The organism is Kitasatospora sp. NPDC048722 (assembly GCF_040650235.1).
Taxonomy (GTDB): Bacteria; Actinomycetota; Actinomycetes; order Streptomycetales; family Streptomycetaceae; genus Kitasatospora.
Genome location: NZ_JBEZGX010000056.1, coordinates 29,948 through 50,445, shown reverse-complemented (window position 1 = coordinate 50,445; position 20,498 = coordinate 29,948). Strand labels below are relative to the sequence as shown.

13 protein-coding genes are annotated in these 20,498 nt (G+C 73.8%); 3 read left to right on the top strand and 10 right to left on the bottom strand.

Annotation, left to right across the window (positions count from 1 at the left end; translation table 11 throughout):
• Positions 1–22: 22 nt before the first annotated feature.
• Entirely contained in the window at positions 23–508 is a 486-nt protein-coding gene (locus tag AB0C76_RS32040) for an acyl-CoA thioesterase (protein WP_359972315.1), read from the bottom strand.
• Positions 508–6,312, bottom strand: coding sequence for a type I polyketide synthase (locus tag AB0C76_RS32035; RefSeq protein WP_359972313.1), 5,805 nt, complete (start codon positions 6,310–6,312; stop codon positions 508–510). The genes AB0C76_RS32040 and AB0C76_RS32035 overlap by 1 nt, the downstream gene beginning before the upstream one ends.
• Before the next feature lie 369 nt (positions 6,313–6,681).
• Here AB0C76_RS32035 and cyaB point away from each other — a divergent pair, with 369 nt between their 5' ends.
• Entirely contained in the window at positions 6,682–7,236 is a 555-nt protein-coding gene (gene cyaB, locus AB0C76_RS32030) for a class IV adenylate cyclase (RefSeq protein ID WP_359972311.1), read from the top strand.
• Between the two features lie 90 nt (positions 7,237–7,326).
• On the opposite strand, the gene AB0C76_RS32025 is transcribed toward cyaB, so the two are convergent.
• From AB0C76_RS32025 to AB0C76_RS32015, 3 genes are read right to left on the bottom strand one after another with little or no spacing between them, the layout of a single operon-like run.
• Positions 7,327–8,283: a carboxymuconolactone decarboxylase family protein gene (locus tag AB0C76_RS32025; protein ID WP_359972309.1), complete on the bottom strand. Its 957-nt coding sequence runs from the start codon at positions 8,281–8,283 to the stop codon at positions 7,327–7,329.
• Between the two features lie 17 nt (positions 8,284–8,300).
• Positions 8,301–9,959, bottom strand: a complete 1,659-nt coding sequence (locus AB0C76_RS32020; RefSeq protein WP_359972307.1) for a GMC family oxidoreductase — start codon at positions 9,957–9,959, stop codon at positions 8,301–8,303.
• Complete coding sequence (locus AB0C76_RS32015; protein WP_359972305.1) at positions 9,956–10,486, bottom strand: DUF5987 family protein; 531 nt, start codon at positions 10,484–10,486, stop codon at positions 9,956–9,958. Before AB0C76_RS32015 ends, AB0C76_RS32020 begins: the two co-directional genes overlap by 4 nt.
• 645 nt (positions 10,487–11,131) lie before the next feature.
• Between AB0C76_RS32015 and AB0C76_RS32010 the strand changes: the two genes are divergently transcribed.
• Positions 11,132–11,854, top strand: a complete 723-nt coding sequence (locus tag AB0C76_RS32010; RefSeq protein WP_359972303.1) for a helix-turn-helix transcriptional regulator — start codon at positions 11,132–11,134, stop codon at positions 11,852–11,854.
• Between the two features lie 150 nt (positions 11,855–12,004).
• Here the strand turns inward: AB0C76_RS32010 and AB0C76_RS32005 are convergent, their stop codons facing one another.
• The 5 genes from AB0C76_RS32005 to AB0C76_RS31985 all read right to left on the bottom strand — a co-directional run bounded on the left by AB0C76_RS32005 (position 12,005) and on the right by AB0C76_RS31985 (position 18,462).
• Positions 12,005–13,291 carry a cytochrome P450 gene (locus AB0C76_RS32005; RefSeq protein WP_359972333.1) on the bottom strand — a complete coding sequence of 429 codons (1,287 nt, stop codon included), beginning with the start codon at positions 13,289–13,291 and terminating at the stop codon, positions 12,005–12,007.
• A 92-nt stretch (positions 13,292–13,383) separates the two neighbouring features.
• Positions 13,384–14,400, bottom strand: coding sequence for an enediyne biosynthesis protein (locus AB0C76_RS32000; protein WP_359972301.1), 1,017 nt, complete (start codon positions 14,398–14,400; stop codon positions 13,384–13,386).
• A gap of 5 nt (positions 14,401–14,405) precedes the next feature.
• On the bottom strand, positions 14,406–16,256 hold the full coding sequence (locus AB0C76_RS31995) for a CRTAC1 family protein (RefSeq protein WP_359972331.1): 1,851 nt from the start codon (positions 16,254–16,256) through the stop codon (positions 14,406–14,408).
• 123 nt (positions 16,257–16,379) lie between these two features.
• On the bottom strand, positions 16,380–17,354 hold the full coding sequence (locus AB0C76_RS31990; RefSeq protein WP_359972299.1) for a DUF1702 family protein: 975 nt from the start codon (positions 17,352–17,354) through the stop codon (positions 16,380–16,382).
• 109 nt (positions 17,355–17,463) lie between these two features.
• The gene (locus AB0C76_RS31985) at positions 17,464–18,462 is read right to left on the bottom strand and encodes a DUF1702 family protein (protein WP_359972297.1); all 999 of its coding nucleotides are present in this window, start codon (positions 18,460–18,462) and stop codon (positions 17,464–17,466) included.
• A 237-nt stretch (positions 18,463–18,699) separates the two neighbouring features.
• Between AB0C76_RS31985 and AB0C76_RS31980 the strand changes: the two genes are divergently transcribed.
• A complete protein-coding gene (locus AB0C76_RS31980) occupies positions 18,700–20,484 on the top strand; it encodes a hypothetical protein (protein WP_359972295.1) in 1,785 nt (594 codons plus the stop codon).
• Positions 20,485–20,498 lie beyond the last annotated feature (14 nt).

Below are 20,498 nucleotides of genomic sequence, written 5' to 3'. Positions count from 1 at the left end.
CGCAGGTCCGCGCCGGCCCCGATCACCGCGGCCGTCCCGCACCGGCCGAGCCGACCGGGCCCACCGGTGCGGCCGGCCGCAGCGGGTCGGCGTACGGGGCGAGAGCGAGGCGCAGCTCCGGCGGCACCAGGGCGGGGACGGTGTGCGTGTTGGGGCCGCGCATGCAGGCGATCCGCTGGCGGCCGCGGGCGACGAGGATCTCCTCGACGCCGGCCAGGCGCACGTAGTCGAAGCTGAACTGGAGCTGGGTCTGGGTGACCTCCTCCAGCCGCATGCGGACGGAGAGTTCGTCGAAGGCGGTGATCTCGGCGAAGAACTCGCAGTCGACCCTGAGCGTGAACAGCTTGAGGTCGTCCTGGAGTTCGGCGAGCACCCCGGGGGCCTTCTCCTTGAGGAACATCTCCCGGCAACGCCCTTGCCAGCGCAGATAGTTGACGTAGTAGACGTTGCCGACGAGGTTGGTCTCCTCGAAGCCGACGGTGTGCCTGATCTCGTAGTAGGCGGACATCACTCCCCCTTCCCGGTGAGGACGGCGAGGACGACGGGTTCGTCGCGGTCGGTGACGGTGGTCGCCCAGGTGGCGACGGACGCGTCGCCGGCCGACAGCACCACCCAGCCGGAGCCCTCGATCCGGTCGAGCGTGAGGGCCTGGCCGGTGGCGGCGGACTTGCGCAGGCACTCCAGGGCGCACCACACCCGGGTGGCGGCGAGGTCCGGCGGGCAGCCGGCCTCGGCCACCAGGAGGTCGCGCAGCGGGAGTTGAGCCTCGCCGAGCAGTCCGGACCAGTCCTCCTCGGTGCGCGGCAGGACCGTCTCGACGTCGCACGCCAGCCGCGCGCCGTCGGCGCCGACCACCGCGAGGGTCAGCCCGCCACTGTGCGAGGCGGACACCGCGTGACCGTCCAACTCCGGTTTGCCGTCGGGCCGGTGGCGCAGCTCGGCGATCGCGCCGAGCGCCCGGGAGACGGCGGCGGCGGTGCGGGTGCGCCGGTCGGGTTCGTCCCCGGCGGCCTCGACGACGACGGCGCGGCTGCCGCCGAGCACGGCCTCCAGCCTGCGTTCGAGGTAGGAGCCGAGCATCGCGGGCACCCAGGGTCCGGCGCCGTCGCGCTTGCGGACGGCGACGAGGGTCAGGCCCTCCCAGCGTTCGACCACCCGGCCGTCCGGGGCGCGGACGTCGAGGTCGTAGACGTAGGTGTCGCCGTCCTGGCTGCGTTCGCGGGCGTCGAGCACGACGAACTCGGTGTCCTGGTCGGCGGGTTCGGCGAGCCAGAGGCGTTCGATGCCGCGCGGCAGGAGGGTGGCGTCGGGGACGCAGCACTGGAGGGCGTGCATCATCGTGTCGCGGGTGCCGGGGTCGGCGAGGACGTGGTCCTGCGGGAGGTAGGCCGCGAACCAGGGGGCCGGCGTGGTGGTGGAGACCTCGGCGACGGCGTGCCGGGCGCTCGCGCGGCGGTAGTCCAGGAGGCGCTGGAAGCGCTTGCCCTGGAACAGGACGCTGCCGTAGAGCTCGGTGACCGGGTCGACGGGGACGGTGGGCAGGTCGAAGGCGGCGGAGCGGGGGCCGCCCGGCACGGCGGGCCGGGGGTAGCGCAGGCGGGCGCGGAAGTGGTCGGCGGCGAAGCCGGTGTCCGCGGTGCGCAGGACGACGTCGACGGTGCCGGCGTCCTGGACGAGGGCGGCGACGCGCAGCGTGGTGGAGCCGCCGGGGCGCACGGCGATGGGCCGCAGGAACTCGACGTCCTCCAGCACCGGCGGCCCTGTGTGTCCGCCGACGGCACCCGCGACCTGGGCCATCGCCTCCATGCCGAGGACGGCGGGGAAGAGGAGGTCTCCGTCGAGCTGGTGGTCGAGGAGGTACGGGTCGCTGCCCTCGGTGAGTTCGGCCTCGGTGACGAGCTCGACGCCCGGGTAGTGCGCGAGGACGCGCTCGACGAAGCGGCCGAGCGGCAGTTCTGGCCGGTCGAGGGCGAGGGTGGGCAGGCCGGCGGCACGTCCGCTGACGACGACGGCGGGCCCGGCGGCCGGGTCCGCGAGCAGTTCGCGCAGGACGCGGATGCCCTCGTCGGTGGAGATCGGGGTGATGCCCTCGCGCATCAGCGACTCGACGACGCCGAGGCGTTCGCCCATGCCGGCGCCGGACCACACGGACCACTCGACGGCGAGGGCGCGGGCCCGGGGGTGCCGTTCGCCGAAGCGCAGGGTGAGTTCGGTCATCCAGTCGTTGGCGGTGGCGTAGTGCGCCTCTCCGCGCAGGCCGGCGCGGCCGATGATGGAACCGAAGGTGATCAGGAGCTTGAGGCGCTCGGGCGTGACGGCGGCGAGGACGGCGGCCAGGCCGCCGGTCTTCGGGGCGAGGGTGCGGCGGAAGTCGTCGGCGGTCAGGGCGGTGAGGGCGGCGGGCTCGTTGCGGCCGGCGCCGTGCAGGACGGCGGTGACCGGGCCGAGGGCGCGTTCCAGGCGTTCGACGGCGGCGGCGACCTGCGCGGCGTCGGTGACGTCGGCGCGCTCGTAGTGCGGGCGCAGGCCGGCGGCGGTCATCCGGGCGAGGTTGGCGGCGAGTTCGGGGTCGGTCGCCGGGTCCGCGCGGCCGACGAGGGCGAGGGCGGCGCCGGAGTCCCGGGCCATGGCCAGGGCGCACTCGGCGGTGATGCCCTTGCCGCCGCCGGTGACGAGCAGGACGTCGCCGCCGTCGAGCGGGGACGTCAGGGGCCCGTCCGGTGGTGTCAGCGGGCGCAGCACGGGCACCGTCCGGGTGCCGTCGGGCCGGTAGCGGACCTCGGTGAAGCCGGTGGTGGCGGCGGCCTCCGCGACGACCAGGGCGACGGCACCGGGCGCGAGGGGGTCGGGGAGTTCCACGACGGTGGTGGGGACGGACGGGTGCTCCAGGTGGAGCGTCTTGGCGAGGCCGGTCGCGCCGAGGCGGCGCTGGACGACGACCAGGCGGGTACCGGGCGGGGCGGTGGCGGCGGCGCGGCCCGCGGCGAGGAACAGGTCGGCGTCGTCGGGGCCGGCGTCCTCGGGCAGGCACAGGAGCACGCCGTCGCCGATGCCGGCCCCGGCGAGGGCGGCGCGCAGCGGCTCGGCCGCTTCCTGCACCCCGACCCCGCCGAAGACCGTCCAGCGGCCGGTCGCCCCCGTGGCGGCGGTCGCGGGCAGCGGCGCCTCGACGTGTTCGACTGCGAACGGGCGGACCCACGGCGCCACGCCCGGGACCTCGGCCGTCGGCGCGGCGCCGTCCTCGGCGGTGCGCGCCAGTCCGTCGATGAGGTCGGCGAGTTCGCCGAGGCGCACGGTCGCGTAGCCGGTGGTGGCCTCCAGGGCGGGCAGGCCGAGCGCGCGGGTGACGTCGTTGACGATCTGGCCGACGGTGATCGAGCTGAGGTGCAGGTCGTCCATCGGGTGGGTCGAGGAGGTGACGGACTCCAGCGGCAGCTCGACCCGGTCGGCGGCGAGGCGGCGCAGGAGGTCCAGCGTGGACTCCCCGGCGGCCTCGACCGGGTTGGCCTCGGCGGGCGTCCTCGCCGGGGCGAGCAGGGCGGCGTCGATAGCAGGGGCGGATTCGCAGGGGCTGGCGAGGAACGTCATGGCGCCGTCCGCGGGCAGCGGGCGGATGAGCCGCCCGGCGAACAGCGCCTCGGCCCGGACGGGCGCGCCGAGCACGTGGGCGGCGGCGACGACGCGCAGCAGCGGCCCGAGGGACGGACTGTCGGTGTCGACGGCGAGGACCGGGCGGTCCGGCGCGATCTCGGCGAGCAGGCCGGACAGCACCCGGCCGGGGCCGACCTCGACGACCAGGTCGGCGCCGGCCGCGGCGACGGCGGCGGCCTCGTGGAAGCGCACGGGCAGGGACACCTGGTCGCACAGCAGCGCCCGCAGGTCGGCGTCCGGGTCGAGCAGGGCGCCGGTGACGGTCGAGACGTGCGGGCGGACCGGCCGGGCGAAGTCGACCTCGCGCAGCCGCTCGGCCATCGCGCGGGCGGCGGGGGCGACCAGCGGGGAGTGGAAGGCGTGCGACACGTTGAGCCGGGTCGCGGTGACGCCGTCGGCCGCGGCCCGCCGGCAGGCCTCCTCGACAGCGGCAGCGGGGCCGGAGACGACCGTCTGCCGGGGGCCGTTGTAGCCGGCGACGACGACGTCGAGGCCCGCGCACAAGCGCGCCACGTCCTCCGGCGTCGCGGCCAGGCCGGCCATCGCACCGCCGCCCCGGCTCGCCTCGGCCATCACCTGTCCGCGCACGGTGGCCAGGCGCAGCACCTGCTCCTCGGTGAGCGCGCCGGCCCAGTGCAGCGCGGTCAGTTCGCCGAGGCTGTGACCGACGGCGGTGGCGGCGCAGATGCCGAGCCCGTCGAGGACGCGCAGCGCGCCGAGCGAGCCGGCGACGATGCGGGGCTGGGCGACGCGGGTGTCGACGTGGTCGGCGCCCCGCGGCAGGCCGGCCAGGCGGTGGACCTCCTCGGCGGCGGCGAAGCGGCGGCGCACCGCGCCGACGGCGCCGCGGCCCGAGCCCTGGCCGGGGAAGAGGAAGGCGATCCGCGGCGGGGTGCCGGTGGAGGCGCCGAGGAAGACGCCTTCACCGGGCAGGAACCCTGCTTCAGCGCCCGCGTCCGCGGCGTTCGCATCCGCGGCTGCCGCGTCGAGCAGGGACACCAGCCGCTCCAGCGCGCGGACGGCGTCGTCCGGCGAGGTCACGACGAGCGCCGCCCGGACCCGCGCCCCGGTCAGCCGCCCCGCCGATCCGGCGGCCAGGTCCGCGAGTTCGGCCTGGGCCAGCTTGGGGACGATGCCGAGCAGGCGCTGCGCCTCCTCGCGCAGGCCGTCGCGGTCGCGGGCGTCCAGGAGCAGCAGCTCGGCGTCCTGACGGCCGGCCACCAGCCGCCCGGTGTCGGCGTCGACGGCGGTGCGGCGGCGGACGCCGGGGACGGCGGCCACCGCGATGTGGGTGTTGATGCCGCCGAAGCCCATCGCGGAGACGCCCGCCCGGACCGGCTGGTCCTCGGGCCACAGCTCGGCGGCGCCCGGCACGTAGAGCGCGGCGCCGTCGCCGAGCAGGCCCGGGTGCGGGTCGTGGTGGCCGGTGCCCGGCGGGATCACCTGGTGGTGCACCGCGAGCGCGGCCTTGATCAGGCCCGCGACGCCGGCGGCGGCCTTGGTGTGCCCGAAGTTGCCCTTGACGGTGCCGAGCGCGGCCGGGCGGGCCCCGGGGGCGGCGGCGCGGCGGGCGGAGGACAGCGCCTCGATCTCGGTGGCGTCGCCGAGGGCCGTGCCGGTGCCGTGCCCCTCGAAGTAGGAGACGGTCTCGACGCCGTACCCCGCCTGCTCGTAGGCGCGGGCGATCGCGAGCCGGTGGCCGCCCGCCTCGGGGCGGGTGATGCCGCCCTTGCCGTCCGAGGAGACGCCCCAGCCGGCGATCGTCGCGTAGATCCGGCGGCCGGCCGCGAGGGCGTCGTCCTCGCGCATGAGCACGAGCATGCCGGAGCCCTCGCCGGGCCAGAAGCCGTTGGAGTCCCGGTCGTAGACCTTCATCTCGCCGGTGGCGAGTGCGCCCGTCTTGGCGAAGCCGATCACCTCGAACGGGTCGATGGACAGGTCGACGCCCCCCGCGAGCGCCACGTCGAGATCGCCGTCGGCGAGCGACCGGGCGGCGGTGATGACGGACAGCAGCGACGAGGAGCAGGCGCCGTCGACGGTGTACCCGCCGCCGCGCAGGTCGAAGTGGTTGCAGATCCGGCCCGCGATGGTGTTCGCCAGGCCGCCTGCGAGGGAATCCTCGTCGATCGGTGGGAAAGGCGCCTTGTACGCCGGTTCCAATTCCGCCAGGAACTCGGCGGCGGCCTCCTCGGACCAGCCTTTTCCGGTGAGCGCCGCGGCGACCGTCCGGCGCACGTAGGGCCAGCGCAGGCGCATGATGTTGGCCCGCGAGAATTCCCCGGTGAGGCTGTTCCCGACGACGACCCCGGTGGACTCGGCGGGAAGTCCCTCCCCTCCTGGGAATCCCGCGTCGGCCAGTGCCCGGGCGGCCGTGTCGAGGGCCAGCCAGTGCGTCAGGTCCGTCGAGCGGTACGTGCTCCCGGCGACGCTGTAGGCCACCCGGTCGAACGTGAAATCGCGGAGCACCGCGGCCTTGCTCGCGTAGAACCGGTCCGGCGCGGTCCGGTCGGCCGACCAGTAGTCGGCGTGGTTCATCCGCTCGTCCGGCAGTCGCCGAAATGCCCGGCGCCCGCCCAGGACGTTCTCCCAGAGTTCGTTCGGGGAATTCGCGTCCGGGTACCTGAGCCCGATTCCCACGATGGCGACCCGCTGGCTGCTCACGTATTCACCGCCCCTTGGATCCGAATTGACGACCCGCCACCCCCACCGGGAACGGCACGCCGTATCCGAATCAAGGCTGCCCGGCCGGGGCCCGGGTGTCTACTTCGAGCGTGCTTTGCGGCTGCTCCGGGAGGGGTTTATTGCATAACAGCGTCATCCATGCTTTGCATAACGGCGTCATCCATTGTTTCCATAACGGCGTCATCAGATTCGGTGGTCGACGGGGCTTTTCGGCCAACTTCGCGACGCCCCCTGAAGTAGTCCGTTCGGGTGAACTGCGCGCTCCCGCTGACATGCCCGCGGCCCGGCCGTGATGATCTCGGTCCGGCACACCGCCGGCACCCGCACCCACGGACAGGGGACGCGCACGTGAAGTACATCGAGGTCGAGCAGAAGTACCGGCTCCTCAGCCCGCCCGACGACCTGCGGGCCACCCTCGCCGGGCGCGGCGGCAAGCCCGGCGAGCCGTCCCGGCAGGTCGACACCTACTACAACTCCCCCCACCGGGACTTCCTGGCCGGCGAGGTGGTGTCCGAGTGGCTGCGGATCCGCGAGGGGCAGGACGGGGCCTCGGTCAACTTCAAGCTGTTCCACCCGGTCGAGGCGCCGGTGAAGACCCACTGCGACGAGTACGAGAGCGCCGTCGAGGACGCCGAGGCCGTCCGCCGGATCCTGGCCGCGCTCGGCTTCACCCGGCTCACCGTGGTCGACAAGGTCCGCGAGGAGTGGACCGCCGAGGAGATCGCCGTCGCCTTCGACACCGTGGCCGGGCTCGGCGACTTCGTCGAGTTCGAGTTCAAGGGAGAGACGGGCGGCGTGGCGGAGGCCACCGCGCGCATCGAGGAGTTCATCGCGGACCTCGGCGTCCGCCTCGGCGACCGCATCCACCTCGGGTACCCGCACATGACCCTCGGCCTGGGCTGAGCAGCGGCGGCGCGGCCCCGGACACGGCGAAGCCCCCGTCCGTCCGGGCGGGGGAGCGCCGGACGGGCGGGGGCTTCGGTCGGCAGCGGATCAGCGGGACGGGGCGACCATCCGGGCCGCCAGCCGGCGGGCGGCGGCCAGGGACGTCCAGGCGCTCAGTTCGATCAACCGGGCGTCGTTCGGGGCGGTTCGGCGGGCAGCGGCCACGACGGCGTCGTCCACCTGATAGGCGGCCTTCGCCGTCAGGAGGGCCAGCCGACCGGCCGACCGGTGCTCCGGGGGCAGGGACGAGAGCGCCGGTTCGAGCCAGGCCCGGCTCAGGCCGGGCGGGGTGCCGTCCCAGGCGGCCAGTTCGGCGGTGACGAGTGCGCGGACGGGGGCCGGGACCGCCCGCTCCCCGCCCTCGTCGATGGCCGCCGCCGCCCGCGCGAGGGCACCCGCGATGCTCGGGGTGCCGGCCGCCCACAGCAGGTCCTCGGGCAGCCGGGCCGCGGGGAGCAGGTCGAGCGAACCCCCCGGCGAGGGCGCCGCGTTCGCGCTCCGGCGGGCCAGCCGGCCGAGCAGCGTCCGCGCCGCCCGGCGGGCGGCCGGCGGGGCCTTGGGCGGCATCGGACTGTCCCCCAGGAACAGGCTCACCATCCGGTTGAGGTAGTGGAAGGTGACGGCCACCCCGACCAACTCCGGTACCAGCGCCGGGGGAAACGGCTCCGGTGCGCCTTCCCCCACGGACCCGCCGAGCGCCTCGATCGCCGTCGTGTGCACCTCGACGCAGTACGGGCACGCGTTGGCAAGGGAGACGGCCGCGGCCACCGCCTCCTTCCGCGCCCGATCCGCCCGGCCCGCGGCGACGAGCGTCTCGCGCAGCATCATCCACGCCGCCGCCAGTACCGGCGGGGCCGGTGCGTGCAGGGCGACGGGCGGTGCGAGCATCCCGAACTCCCGCTCCACCTCGGCGTAGACGCGCGCCACCGGGGCCCCCGCCCGCGCGGGGCGGACGGGGGCGACGTGGCGGATCTGCGCGAGGGAGCTCCTCAGTGCGACACGCACGAGTGACCCTGCCATGGCTACGTACCCAGCAGGCCGGGCAGCTGGGGTTTCACCCCGCGCCGTCCGGCGGTCTCGCCGCCGGGGCCGGGCGCGCCGTACTCGACGTCCACGCCGCGTTCCCGGGCGGCCCGCACGATGCCCGGGATCGCGCGCTCGGCGAGGGCCGAGATCGTGAGCGCCGGGTTCACCGTCAGGGCGGCCGGGACGGCGGAGCCGTCGGTGACGAAGATGCCCGGGTGGCCGCGGAGTTCGTGCCCGTCGTCGAGGGCGGAGGTCTCCGGGTCGTCGCCGATGCGGCAGGAGGCGAGCGGGTGCACGGTGTAGGCGCCGACGACGTCGTTGGTCCAGGGCATCACGCGGGCCAGGCCGTCGCGTTCGAGGATGTCCTTCACGGCGGCGTCCGACTCGGCCCAGCCGCGCAGGGTGCTCTCGGTGGGCACGTAGCCGATCGGCCCGCGTCCGAGCATCTGCTGGGAGATGCGCACGGCGTTGCCGGTGGGCGGAGGCGGGCCGAAGACGCCCTCGTTGTCGTCCTCGACCATCGTGAAGATGGTCAGCCAGGACTGCCACTGCCGGACGAGCTCCTTCTTCTCGCGGCCGAACCAGCTGGGACCGGTGGCGTCCGGCACCTGGGCGAGGATGGTGCCGAAGCCGGGCGGGAAGTAGAGCTGTTCGAGCGAGTAGCGGGAGCCGACCGGCCGGGACCCGTCGAGGGTGTCCCAGCTGGCGACGACCGGGCCCTTGCCGATCTGGTTGGCGCCGTAGGGGGCGAGTCCCTCGCCGCGGCCGAGGCCGAGCAGGTCGCGGGCCTTGTCCTCGTCGACGACGGCGGTGTTGAGGCGTTCGCCGTTGCCGGAGAAGTAGCGGCCCACGGCGTGCGGCATCCGGCCGAGGTCCGCCTCGGAGCGCTGGAGGATGACGGGGGTGGCGCCGGCGCCCGCCGCGAGGACGACGATCTTCGCGTCGATGACGCCGCTCTCGTGGTGGACGCGGTAGTCGACGTCGTCGACGACGTTGTAGTGGACGCGGTAGCCGCCGCCCTCGGTGCGGGTGAGCTTCTGGACCTCGTGCAGCGGCCGGATCTCGGCGCCGTGGGCGAGCGCGGCGGGCAGGTAGTTGAGCAGCAGGGAACGCTTCGCGTCGAAGCGGCAGCCGGCCATCATCCAGTTGCAGTTGGTGCACTTCGCGCGGTCGACGGCGGCGGGCACCGGGTTGGCGGTGCGGCCGGCGTGCGCGCAGGCGGCGGCGAACAGGCCGCCCGCGTAGGTGACGTCGTTCCAGTCCTGCTGGGTGATCGGCAGCGCCTCGGCGACGCGGTCGTACCACGGGTCGAGGACCTCGCGGCTGACGGCCTTCGGCCACAGCCGCGCACCGGTGGCGTTGACGCGGTCGAAGACGAAGCGCGGCGCGCGCGGCATCGCGGCGAAGTAGACGACGCTGCCGCCGCCGACGCAGTTGCCGCCGAGCAGGCTCATCCCGTCGCCGACGACGAAGTCGAAGATCCGGGTGTAGGACGAGCCGAGCAGGAAGTCGTGCTCGAAGTCGCCGGCCGTCAGCCAGGGGCCGCGTTCCAGGACGGTGACCTTCGCGCCGCCCGCGGCCAGGTGGTACGCCGCGATCGCGCCGCCGAAACCACTGCCGACCACGAGGACGTCGGTCTTCTCCGTGGAGGTCATGCGGGGCTCCCTGTCGCCGTCGTGTCCGGGTGGATCTCGGCCAGCGGGCGGCCGTAGGAGAAGTCGGGGAACCGCCACAGGGCGTCCTCGCCCGGGTCGAAGAAGCCCATCGCGAGGAGGCCGGGGTGGCCGGCCGCCATGGCGTCGGTGGTGTGCAGGTGGGCCGCGGTGTCGAAGGCCATGTTGCTGAAGAGGGTCAGCAGCACCCACAGCTCCTTCTCCGGGTGCCGGGGCGACGTCAGCTCCTGGGCCAGCGCCGTGCGTTCGTCGAAGGGGAGCGCGACGAACGGCGGGACGTCGTCGTCGAGCGCGAGCCCCCGCCCGGCCGCGAAGGCGCGGGCGTGGCGGTTGAGCGCCTCGGCGTAGTCGTCCAGGGCGGTGGAGATCCCGGTGGCGGGCGTCTCCAGGAGCTCGATCGCCCCGGCCGCCACGGCGCCGCCGCCGGCCGATGCCCCGGCCACCGCCCGGTCGTCGGGTGACCGCTTCTCGCCGGGGACGATGGTGTCCGCGAATGCCTCCAGGGTCATCGTTCGAGCCCGGTACTCATCCGATATGTCGGAGCGCACTGGCGTCTCCTCGGGTTCGTGGGTGGGAAAGCCGGGGGGCCGACACCGGTGCGCCCCGTTCGGAAACCGGGAGCGCGGGCACCGCCACCCCCGTTTCGCAGGCGCGACGGCAGTATCGTGCATGCGAACCACGCGCCCGCGCATCTTCGGCGTTGCTGCTCCCGACGCCCCGTCAGTTGCGCCGACTTGCCGCGTACTTGCCATGTCCGCTTCTTCCGTGTTGCTGCCTCGGATGGCAATACGCAGGAGTAGGTATTCCGCCACTGGCTGAGGGCATGCCATGAATATGACGGGCTCTTGTTGCGCCTGACATGCACTGCTACGGTCTTCATTCATCACGGACGCGCAACTTCCGATCATGGCGGTCCCTGGGCGACCGAGACCGCCCGCCAACCCGCGGTGAAGAACCGCTGAACGTTCCCTGGCGGAGGGGGGTGGGTTGAACATGGGCACTGACGCTGCCGAGGGGGGGACCAGACGACCGCGGTTATTGCTGGTCAGGTCGGCGCCAGGGCATCACAACTGTCGAACCGAAAGCGGCTCCTAGAATCTGGGGTAGCAATGAAGCCGGCTATCGAACAGGCCGTGACTCGCGCCATCGAGACGATGCAGGAAAACATTGGTGAGATACTCACCATAGACGACATGGCGCGCGCAGCGATGTACAGCAAATTCCACTTCTCGCGAGAATTCCAGCGCGTCACGGGGGTGTCGCCCCGGCGGTTCCTCTCCGCGATCCGGATACAGGAGGCCAAACGTCTCCTGTTGGAAACGACGTTCACCGTCACCGAGATCAGCCACCACGTCGGGTACAACAGCGTCGGGACGTTCAGCTCCCGCTTCGCGGCCAGTGTCGGCATCTCCCCCACCATGTTCCGCCAACTCGGCGGCTACACCCCGGGGATCGGCGTCGAGGGCCACGCGGCCGACGAGACGTCCTCCGTGCGGGGCGAAGTGCGCAGCGCCGTCGCCGGGTTGCTCGGACAGGTGTTCCTCGGCCTCTTCCCCACCCGCATTCCCCAGGGCCGGCCGGCCGGCTGCGTCGTCCTGCCCGGCCCCGGGCGGTACCTGATCGACGGTGTACCCCCCGGGACGTGGTACCTGCTGGCGCACTCGGTGCCCGCGGCCTTCGACGAGGTCCTGCTGGGTGAGCAGGAGGTGTTCGTCGGCTCGGTCGGGCCGATCGAGGTGCGCGCGGACGTCCCGGTGATCCCGGCCGACCTGGTGATGCGGCCCAAGCACACGGTCGACCCGCCGGTGCTGCTGGCCCTGATGGACGTCCGGACGGCCGCCGTGCGCGCCGGCCTGGCGCGAGCGGGCACCGGCTGACGGGCCTGCACGCGCCGTCGCCGGGCAGCGGACGGCGGGTGGAGCCGGCGGCCGACGGGACAGCCGCGCACGACAGAGGGGCCCACCGAGCACGATGGGCCCCTCGTCCGTTCCCCGGGACTCCCCGGGGGCGCCTACCCGGCGGGCCGTTCAGCCCCCGGCACGGTGCACCGTCATCGGCAGGCCGCCGCGCACGCGCAGCGACAGCATCGGCTCGGGCACCACGCGGTGCCCCGGCACCTTCGCGAGCCGCAGCTCGCGCACCAGGACGGCGATCGTGAACGTCGCCTCCAGCAGCCCGAGGTGGCTGCCCACGCAGAACCGCGGGCCCGCACCGAACGGCAGGTAGGCGTAGCGCGGGCGCTCCGGGCCCGCGCCCTCCGGGCGGGGCCGGTCGGGGTCGAAGCGGTCCGGGTCGAACTGCTCGGGGGCGTCCCAGAACGCCGGGTGGCGGTGCAGGGTGTACGGGCAGATCAGGACGTCCGATCCGGCGGGCACGTGGTACCCGCCGATCTCGTCGTCGGCCTGGGCCTGCCGGGGCAGGATCCAGACCGGCGGGTAGAGGCGCATGACCTCCTCCACCACGCGGGAGGTGTACCGCAGCCGGTGCAGGTCCTCGTACTCCGGCGGGCGGTCGCCGAGGACCTCGACGGCCTCGGCGTGGAGCCGGTCGAACACCTCGGGGTGGCGGTCCACCAGGTAGAACGTCCAGCCGAGGGTGCTCGCGGTGGTCTCGTGCCCGGCGAGGAGCAGGGTGACGATCTCGTCGCGCAGCCGCTGCCGCCCGACCGCGGGGTCCGGCTCGCCGCGGGCCGAGTCGATGATCAGCGACAGCGCGTCGTCGCCGGCGCCGCCCCCGTCCCGGGCGTTCCGCTCGGCGACCAGCGCGTCGACGACGCGCTGGAGTTCGGCGCGCGCCCGGCGGAAGCGCCGCTGCGTGGGCAGCGGGATCCAGCCGGGCACGGCGCCGAGCGTCACCATGTCGAACATGGCCTGGTCCTGCACGGCCTCGAACTCGTGGCCGATCGACTCGAAGGCGCCGAGGTCGGTGTCGAGCAGGGTGCGGCCGAGCACGCCGAGGGTGAGCCCGGTGAGCTCCTGGACGAGGTCGACCGGCCGGCCGTCCTCGAACGCCCGCAGGCGGGCGACGAGTTTGGCGGCCTCCTCGGCGACGGCGGCGGCCTGCCGGCTGATCCGCTTGTGCTGGAAGACCGGCTGGATCGCGCGGCGCTGCTTGCGCCACAGCTCGCCCTCACTGGTGAGCAGTCCGTCGCCGAGGGCCCGGCGGGCCTGGATCAGCCCGATGCCCTTGTGGTAGTTGGCCGCGTTGTCGGCCAGGACGTGCTTGGCGTGGTCGGGGTGGTTGAAGAAGTAGAGGGTCTTCGGGCCGATGGAGATCCGGACCGCGTCCCCGTACTCGGTGGCGGCCGCCCGCATCAGGGCGAGGCGGTCGCCGGCGAGGCGGCGCAGCAGGGTGGGGGCCGCCCGGCGCGGAGGGCCGGGCGGCACCCGCCGGGAGGCCGTCGCGGTCACGCCGCGACCTTTCCGGCCATCGTCGTCTTGCCGGTCGTGCCCGCCCGCAGGAGGGTCGCCCGCGCCTCCTCCTGTCCGCGGTCGCGGAAGTGGACGTACCAGAGGTAGAGGCCGCGGATCAGGCAGGTGAGGGCGGTGGCGAAGAAGATGCCGTACGCGATGTGGGCGATCATGAACAGGGCGTAGATCAGCGCGACGCCGGCACCGAAGGCCATCTGGTTGGCGGGCTTCGACGGGGTGGTGCCGGGGTCGGTGATCATGTAGTTGGTGAAGAGGACGAAGGCGACGCCCGTCATCATCGCGAGTGCGCCCTGGATCGACGTGCCGAAGATCAGCCCGCGGAGCACGGCCTGGAGGGCGAAGGCGGACAGCCACCCGAGGATCAGCCAGGTGCGGCCGGTGAGCTTGGCGTTGAGGATGGTGCCGGACATCAGGATGCCGAGCACGATCAGCCAGCTGAACGGGGTGTTGGTGTGCTCGGTGAAGTGGTAGGGCGGCGCGATGCTGGCCCACGGGAAGAGCACGAGGATCGCGGCGATGCCGAAGTTCGACGGGTTCATGTAGTGCCGCAGCCGGCCGCGCACCGGCACCCGCAGCACCCACTTGGCGCTGACGGCGAAGACGACGCCGAACATCATCACGTAGACCCGGTCGTTGACGTAGGTCAGCATGTTCAGCGCGAGGCCGGTGATGTGCGAGGGGTAGAGGAACTCCAGTACCCCGGGCAGGCCGTTGCCGAGGAAGCGCGGGCGCCGGCCCTCGACCTTGGCGCCGACCAGCTCCAGCGCGATCTCGGTGGTGTACGCGGTGGCGAGGGCGATCAGCGGCCACGTCCAGGGCTGTTCGAAGCCGAGCACGGTGTAGCCGAGGATGTTGAAGATCGTGATCGAGATCGCGAAGCGGCGCAGCGCGATGACGACCTTGGGCTCGTGCCGGGAGGCGGTGGCCGCCTTGCCGCCGGCAGCGGGCGCCGGAGGTGCCGGCTGTGTGGTCGTAGGGGCCTTGTCTGCCATGTCCGTCACTTCTCCTTGGCCTGGCTGCCGAGTTGGAGCGAGTGCCACCCCGGGGTGAGCGTCACGGTCTGCCGGTGCACCTGGCCGTCGCGGTCGCGCCACTGGAGGCAGACCGGCAGCGGGCCGGTGACGCCCTTGCCGAGGCCGATGTGCACGTAGTGGCTGCGCTTGCCGGAGTGGCCGCTGCCGCCGTCGACGCGGTCGATGAGCTTGCGCCCGTCGAGGGTGGTGACCTCGACCTCGGCGCCGATCGCCGGGGATCCCGGGGCGGGCATCGGCCCGGCGGCGCTGGGGGTGTCGTAGGTGAGCCGCAGGCCGAGGTAGGAGCCCGTGTCGGGGCTGTCGTTGCGGTAGAAGACCGGGGCGTCCCACTGGCGGGCCACCGCGAAGTCGAGCTTGCCGTCGCCGTAGGCGTCGCCGGTGGCGATGCCGCGGGTGGGCACGGGGACGGCGAGGCCGAGCCGGTCGGAGAGGTTGCTGTAGTGGCCGTCGGCGCCCTTGACGAAGAAGCGCAGGGTCTGGTCGCCGCCGAGGTCGTCGCCGGCCTTGACGTTGGGCCACCACCACGGGTTGTCGAGCAGCGCGTCGTTGGCGGTCGCGAGCTCCTGGAGCTGTGGCCAGCGGTTGGTCTTGCCCTTGACGAAGCCGGTGGCCTGGACGATCGCGAGCTGGCCGCTGTTGTCGAAGTCGCCCATCTTGACGTCCCAGCCCCAGCCGGACCACGCGGTGCCGTCCTCGGCGCTGTGGTCGGCGAACGGGGCGGTGCCGTTGGAGAGCTGGGCGCGCAGGTCGGCCTGGTCCCGCGCGGTGTTCATGAACTGGAAGTTGCTCTCCTCGATGCCGAAGGAGGTGGTGATGTTGCTGACGAACAGGTCGTAGAGGCCCTTCCTGCCGGAGAGGTCCCCGAAGTCGACGCCCATGCCCTTGAAGGAGTCGTTGCCGAGGATCTTGGACTTCGGCGTGGAGCCGTCGCGCGCCCCGGTGACGAGGTCGAACTTCGGGTGGCCGGGGGTGGAGACGTTGTGCAGCAGGCGGTCGTTGCCGAAGTCGTTGGCGACGTACAGCTCGGGCAGCTGGTCGCCGTCGAGGTCGATCGAGCTGGAGGCGAGCGACCAGCCGTGCTTGGCCTCCGCGGGGAAGGCGTCGTCGGAGCACTGGAAACCGGCGGAGGGCCGGTCGGCCGTGTTCCCGCCGGTCCAGCGGCAGACGTACTTGCCGCCGCTGTTCTGGGCGTGGGACATCGAGTGGTTCATGACCACGCCGCCGCTGACCCGGTCGTCCAGGACGGGCCCGTCGGGGAAGTAGTTGCCGATGAAGAGGTCCTGGTGGCCGTCCCCGTCGAAGTCCGCGACGGTCGCGGTGTTGGTGTTCCACTGCGCGCCGGTGTACTTGCCGTCCATCGCGTTGGGCCCGGGCACGAGCTCGACCGGCTCGAAGGCGTGCGCGTCGATCGTGGTGGCGTCGGGCTTGGCGAGGAACAGGACCGGGGTGCGGCCCCAGTAGTAGACCAGCAGGTCGGTGCGGCCGTCCTCGTTGAAGTCGCCCGCCGCGCAGCCCATCGGCGCGATGTAGTCGTTCATCGGCAGCGGGGACGGGTCGAGCGCGAACGGCGCGTAGTGCGGGCCGTCGGAGCCGGGCACGGGTGTGACGTCGACCTGGTCGGTGCGGGTGTCGACCAGGCACAGGTCGCCGGACTTGCCGGTGCCGCGCAGGTCCGTCATGGTGATGGCCGCGCCGACCGAGGAGATCCAGGCGCGGATGTGCTCGTAGTCCTTGTTGACGGTGCGGATCGTCTGCTGCTTCGCCGCGGGCGGCAGCTCGATCGGCAGCGGCGTGAAGTGGAAGCGGCTCGCCATGGTGTCCTGCTCGGCGGCCGACGGCGTCGACGGCAGGACCAGGAAGTAGCCGGCGACGATCGCCAGCACGGCGATGATGCCGGGCAGTTGCAGGCGGACCCGGCCAAGGAGGGTGGGCACCGGTCAGTTCCTTCCCGTGGTGGCGAACGCGTCGGCGATGGCCTGGCGCCAGGTCTCGAAGGACGGCACCGGGCCGTTCGAGCGCCCGGTGGGGCGCAGGTCCTGGGTGACCTTGGCGGCCGCGGCGGCGGAGGTGCCGCAGAGCACCTCGGCGGCGAGCTCGGTGTGCGGGCCGAGCAGCCCCGCGTGGATGCGGGCCTCGCACGCGAACGCGGCGCCCTGGGCGACGATCGCCCGGTGCGCGCCGGCCCGCTCCCGGAAGTCCCGCAGCTCCGCCTCGTCCACGCCGCCCGCGTAGGCCGCGGCCAGACCGGCGCCGCCGTACAGGTCGGAGTGCCGGGACTCGTGGAACCGCTCGATCAGCCCGGCGACGACGCCCGGGTCGGTGCCGCCGACGAACCACAGCGCCCGGCCGATCCCCTGGTCGATCGCCCGGTTCACGTACCCGGGCGAGTCGTCGGCCGGCCACGGGAACGCCCGCTCCCGGAACCGGCCGTGGACGTACCGGTCGGTCGCGAAGTACGCCTGGTGGAATCCGTAGCCGTCGAGCACGAGCCAGCGCAGCAGGGGGTCGAGGGCGGTGATGTCGGGCCAGCAGAAACGCGGCAGCCGCGCCATCGCCCAGCCGATTCCGACGTACACCATGTAGTGGTGGTCGGCCCCCCGCCCGGCGAGGAATCCCCCCACCCAGCCGCGGCCCTGGAGCGGCAGCCCGTCCAGCATGGCGAATCCCATGCCGGCCCCCTCGTAGGCGAAACCGCGGAATCGGTCCGGGACGGTTTCCAGCCGGTGCTCGGCCTCGGCGGGCGCACCGGACTCCACCGCGTACGCATAGCCTTCGAGGAAACGGGCCCCGACGGTTTCGAGGAGGTCCCGGGCCTCCGGCGACTTCTCGTGGAAACCCCGCTTGGCCAGCTTGGTCTCGGCGGTGTTCGGCGTCAGCACGCGCCGCCGTAATGTCCGCAACGGGCTTGGCACTCTGCTCTCCTTTCCGTGGTACGGAGATTGACGAGCCTTACCCTGGATAATTCCCGTTCCGGCGGACGGACGCTTCTTCGCGAATGCTCTCGTCTTTCTTCTGAAATGCTCAGCCGGTGCCGTGGCGGGGATCCGACCCCGCGAACCGCTTGCGCACGTTCGTCCGCCACGCCTCGTACGCCGGCGGGTCCGCGGGCGAGGCCGCGTCGGCGAACACCGCGCACTCGTCGCCGAGCGCCGCCGCGTCCGCGACCGACAGACCGGTGAGCGCCAGCGAGGCCTCCTCGCCGTGCCCGGGGACGAAGCCCGCGTACACCCGCGCCTTCGAGGCGAACACCGACCCCTGCGCCAGCTCCGCCCGGTGCTCGCCCGCGTCGTCGGCCAGTTCCTCCAGCTGGGCGGCGTCGCACCCGCCGGCGAACGTCGCCGCGAGGCCCACCCCGCTCCACAGGTCGGCTCGCCGGTGCGGGGCGAACCTGCCCACGGCCTGCGACACTTGACGGTGCTGAGCGCCGTGGATGAACCACAGCGCCCGCCCGATCCCCTGGTCCACCGCACGCGGGAAGTAGCCCGGCGCGCCCTGCCAGGGGTAGGGGCTCGGCACCCGCTGCTCGTCCACCCAGCGCCGGGTGTGGAAGTACGCGAGGTCGAAGCCGTACCCGTCGACAGCCAGCCAGCTCATCGTCGGGTGGTACGGCGTGCCGGACAGGTCCGGCAGCACCTTGGGCCACAACTGCCGCGGCAGGCGGGCCATCGCGAACCCGATCCCGATGTACGCGAGGAAGATGTGCGGCTGCCCGGCCCCGGTCAGGAGGTCGCGGGTGCGGTGTCCCCGGCCCATCGCGTCCAGGACGGTGAAGGCCATCGTCGCGCCCTCGAAGGCGAACCCGCGCTGCTCCGCGTCCACCAGGCGCAGCCGGTCCTCGACCTCGCGCGGCCCCCGCGCCTCGATTCCCCACTCGAACCCGCACACGACCGCCTGCGGCACCGCCTCCAGACGGCGCGTCACCGGTGAGGCCGCCGCCGGGAACCCGCGCCGGGCGAACGTCACCTCCGCCGGTGAGGGCGCCAGTACCAGTCGGCGCAAGGTTCCCAGGACCGTCGGCATGCTTCTCCTCCGCTCCCCGCCGTCCGATACGGCGGCACGGTTACATGCTCGGCGGCCGATCCGGCCTGCGGCATCTTCCGCGTTGCGCTGCGGCGTGGTAACCGGTCCGCACCTTTTGCACGAACGCCCCTTTCCGGCAGGGACGTTGTGCCACCATGAGTGCCCCGACGGGGAGGCGGCGGTTTTCGGCCGTTCTCTGCGACGGTCCGTGCGCGCTTGTCGAGCTGGAGGCCAAAAGTGATCGGGGGCTCGAACGATGGGGCGTGTCCGGTCTGTCGCGGTCCGCAGGGCGGACGCGAGTTCTGCACCAGCTGCCGCTGGCGCCTGGAGGGCGAGGTCTTCCTCGGCGGGCCCACCCCGGACGACCTCCGCCGCGAGGAGGAGGCGCTCGCCGCGGCCCGCGCCGAGTGGGACGAACGCGCGGCCGCCCTCGCCGCCGGCGACCCCGGACCGGCCGGCGAGCCGGGACCGGCGTGGGACCGGCTCCTGGAGGAACTCGTCGAACACCCGGACGCCGTCCTCTGGTTCGTCGAACTCACCGACGAACGCGTCGGGCTGATCCGCGCCGAGGCCGACCGCAACGGCATCCCGCACACCGTCGATGTCGGCGGAGCGCCCTGGACCGCCCTCGTCCCCGGCTTCGCCGAGGACCCCGCCGACCGCGCCTTCCAGCTCGCCGGCGGCATCGGCACCCACCCGCCCGTCGACCGCGCCGCCCTCGACGACGCCGTCCGCCGCCTGCTCGGCACGCTCCTGCCCCACGGGCGGCGCCACCGCACCGTCCTGCTCACCCAGCGCCCCGACTGGCCGCTCCTCGCACGCGCCGCCGAGGCCGCCCGTACACTGCGCTCGCCCGACGCCCAACTCGGCCCCGTCAGCGGCGGAACGGCCGGCGTCCGCCTCCTCCTGCGCGGCGCACCCCTGCACCGCGACCACTCCCTCGTGCTCGCCGACGTCGACGCGCTCAGCGGCGCCGTCCGCCCCGAGGCCAAGCTGCTCTTCCCGGCCGGCGCCCGGCTGCGCCCCGGCGAGACCGTCACCGTGCCGGTCACCGTCCACGGCGGCGTCGACGCGGACACCCTCGTCACCCTCCCGGTCGTCGCCGCCGGCAGCGGTACCCCCCACGACGCCGTCTCCACCCACGGCGTGCGCCTGCCCGCGCTGCGCTCCGCCGACCTCACCTTCGTGCTGCACGGCCCCGGCGAGGTCGAGGTGCTGCTGCCCGACGGCTCCGCCGCCGAGCCCGTCCGCGACGACCTCGGCACGATCATCGCCGCACTCCCCCGGCGCCTCGCCCGACCGCCCCGCCTCCACCTCCTCCTCGCCGTCGAACTCGGCTACGGCGCCTCGCCCGACGAGGTCACCGCCCGCCTGGACCACGCGCGCGGCCTCGTCACCGCCCTCAGCGGCCCCGAGGGTGCCGCCACGGGCGTCGACGTCGGCCTCGTCGGCTACTACGACCACCACGTCCGCGAGAGCCCGTACGCGCCCCGGGGAACGCTGCTCGACACCCTGCCGCTCGGTCCGCCCGCCGCCGCACTCGCGGCGCTCGCCCGCTGGCGCCCGCAGCGCCGCCGCCGGGACACCGCCTCGGCGCTGGAGGACGCGCTGCAGGCGCTGCGCCGGCTGGCGACCGCGCCGCCCTGGGCGCCGCCCGGTCGCGCGCGCCCGCAGCGCACCGTGCTGGTCCTCGGCGCCCGCCCGCCCTGCGAGTGGGCCGAGCACGGCCAGGGCCCGGTGCCCGCCTGCCCGCTCGGCGTGGACTGGCGCGCCGAGCTGGCCGGGCTGCGCGAGGCCGGGGTCCGCGTGCTCGCCCGGCGGGACGGCCCGGCGGACGGACGGCCGGCCGAACTCGCCCTCCAACCCCTCTGGGACCACACCGAACTGGCCTGGCGCACGATCGGCACCGACGGCACCCTCCCGCCCGGTCAGGCGCCCGCCGCGACCGCCCTCGACCTGCTCCCGCCCTGGCACGTTGACGGGCCGCCCTGTCGGCTGGCCCTGGCCCGCTCCCTGCTCTGACCGCCGCACCGAGG

Bases quoted from the DNA above. Each gene is read 5' to 3' on its own strand.
- AB0C76_RS31985 (WP_359972297.1), bottom strand. From the start codon at position 18,462: ATGCCGACGGTCCTGGGAACCTTGCGCCGACTGGTACTGGCGCCCTCA.
- AB0C76_RS32020 (WP_359972307.1), bottom strand. From the start codon at position 9,959: ATGACCTCCACGGAGAAGACCGACGTCCTCGTGGTCGGCAGTGGTTTC.
- AB0C76_RS32000 (WP_359972301.1), bottom strand. From the start codon at position 14,400: ATGGCAGACAAGGCCCCTACGACCACACAGCCGGCACCTCCGGCGCCC.
- AB0C76_RS32040 (WP_359972315.1), bottom strand. From the start codon at position 508: ATGTCCGCCTACTACGAGATCAGGCACACCGTCGGCTTCGAGGAGACC.
- AB0C76_RS31995 (WP_359972331.1), bottom strand. From the start codon at position 16,256: ATGGCGAGCCGCTTCCACTTCACGCCGCTGCCGATCGAGCTGCCGCCC.
- AB0C76_RS32015 (WP_359972305.1), bottom strand. From the start codon at position 10,486: ATGACCCTGGAGGCATTCGCGGACACCATCGTCCCCGGCGAGAAGCGG.
- AB0C76_RS32010 (WP_359972303.1), top strand. From the start codon at position 11,132: ATGCAGGAAAACATTGGTGAGATACTCACCATAGACGACATGGCGCGC.
- AB0C76_RS32005 (WP_359972333.1), bottom strand. From the start codon at position 13,291: ATGCGGGCGGCCGCCACCGAGTACGGGGACGCGGTCCGGATCTCCATC.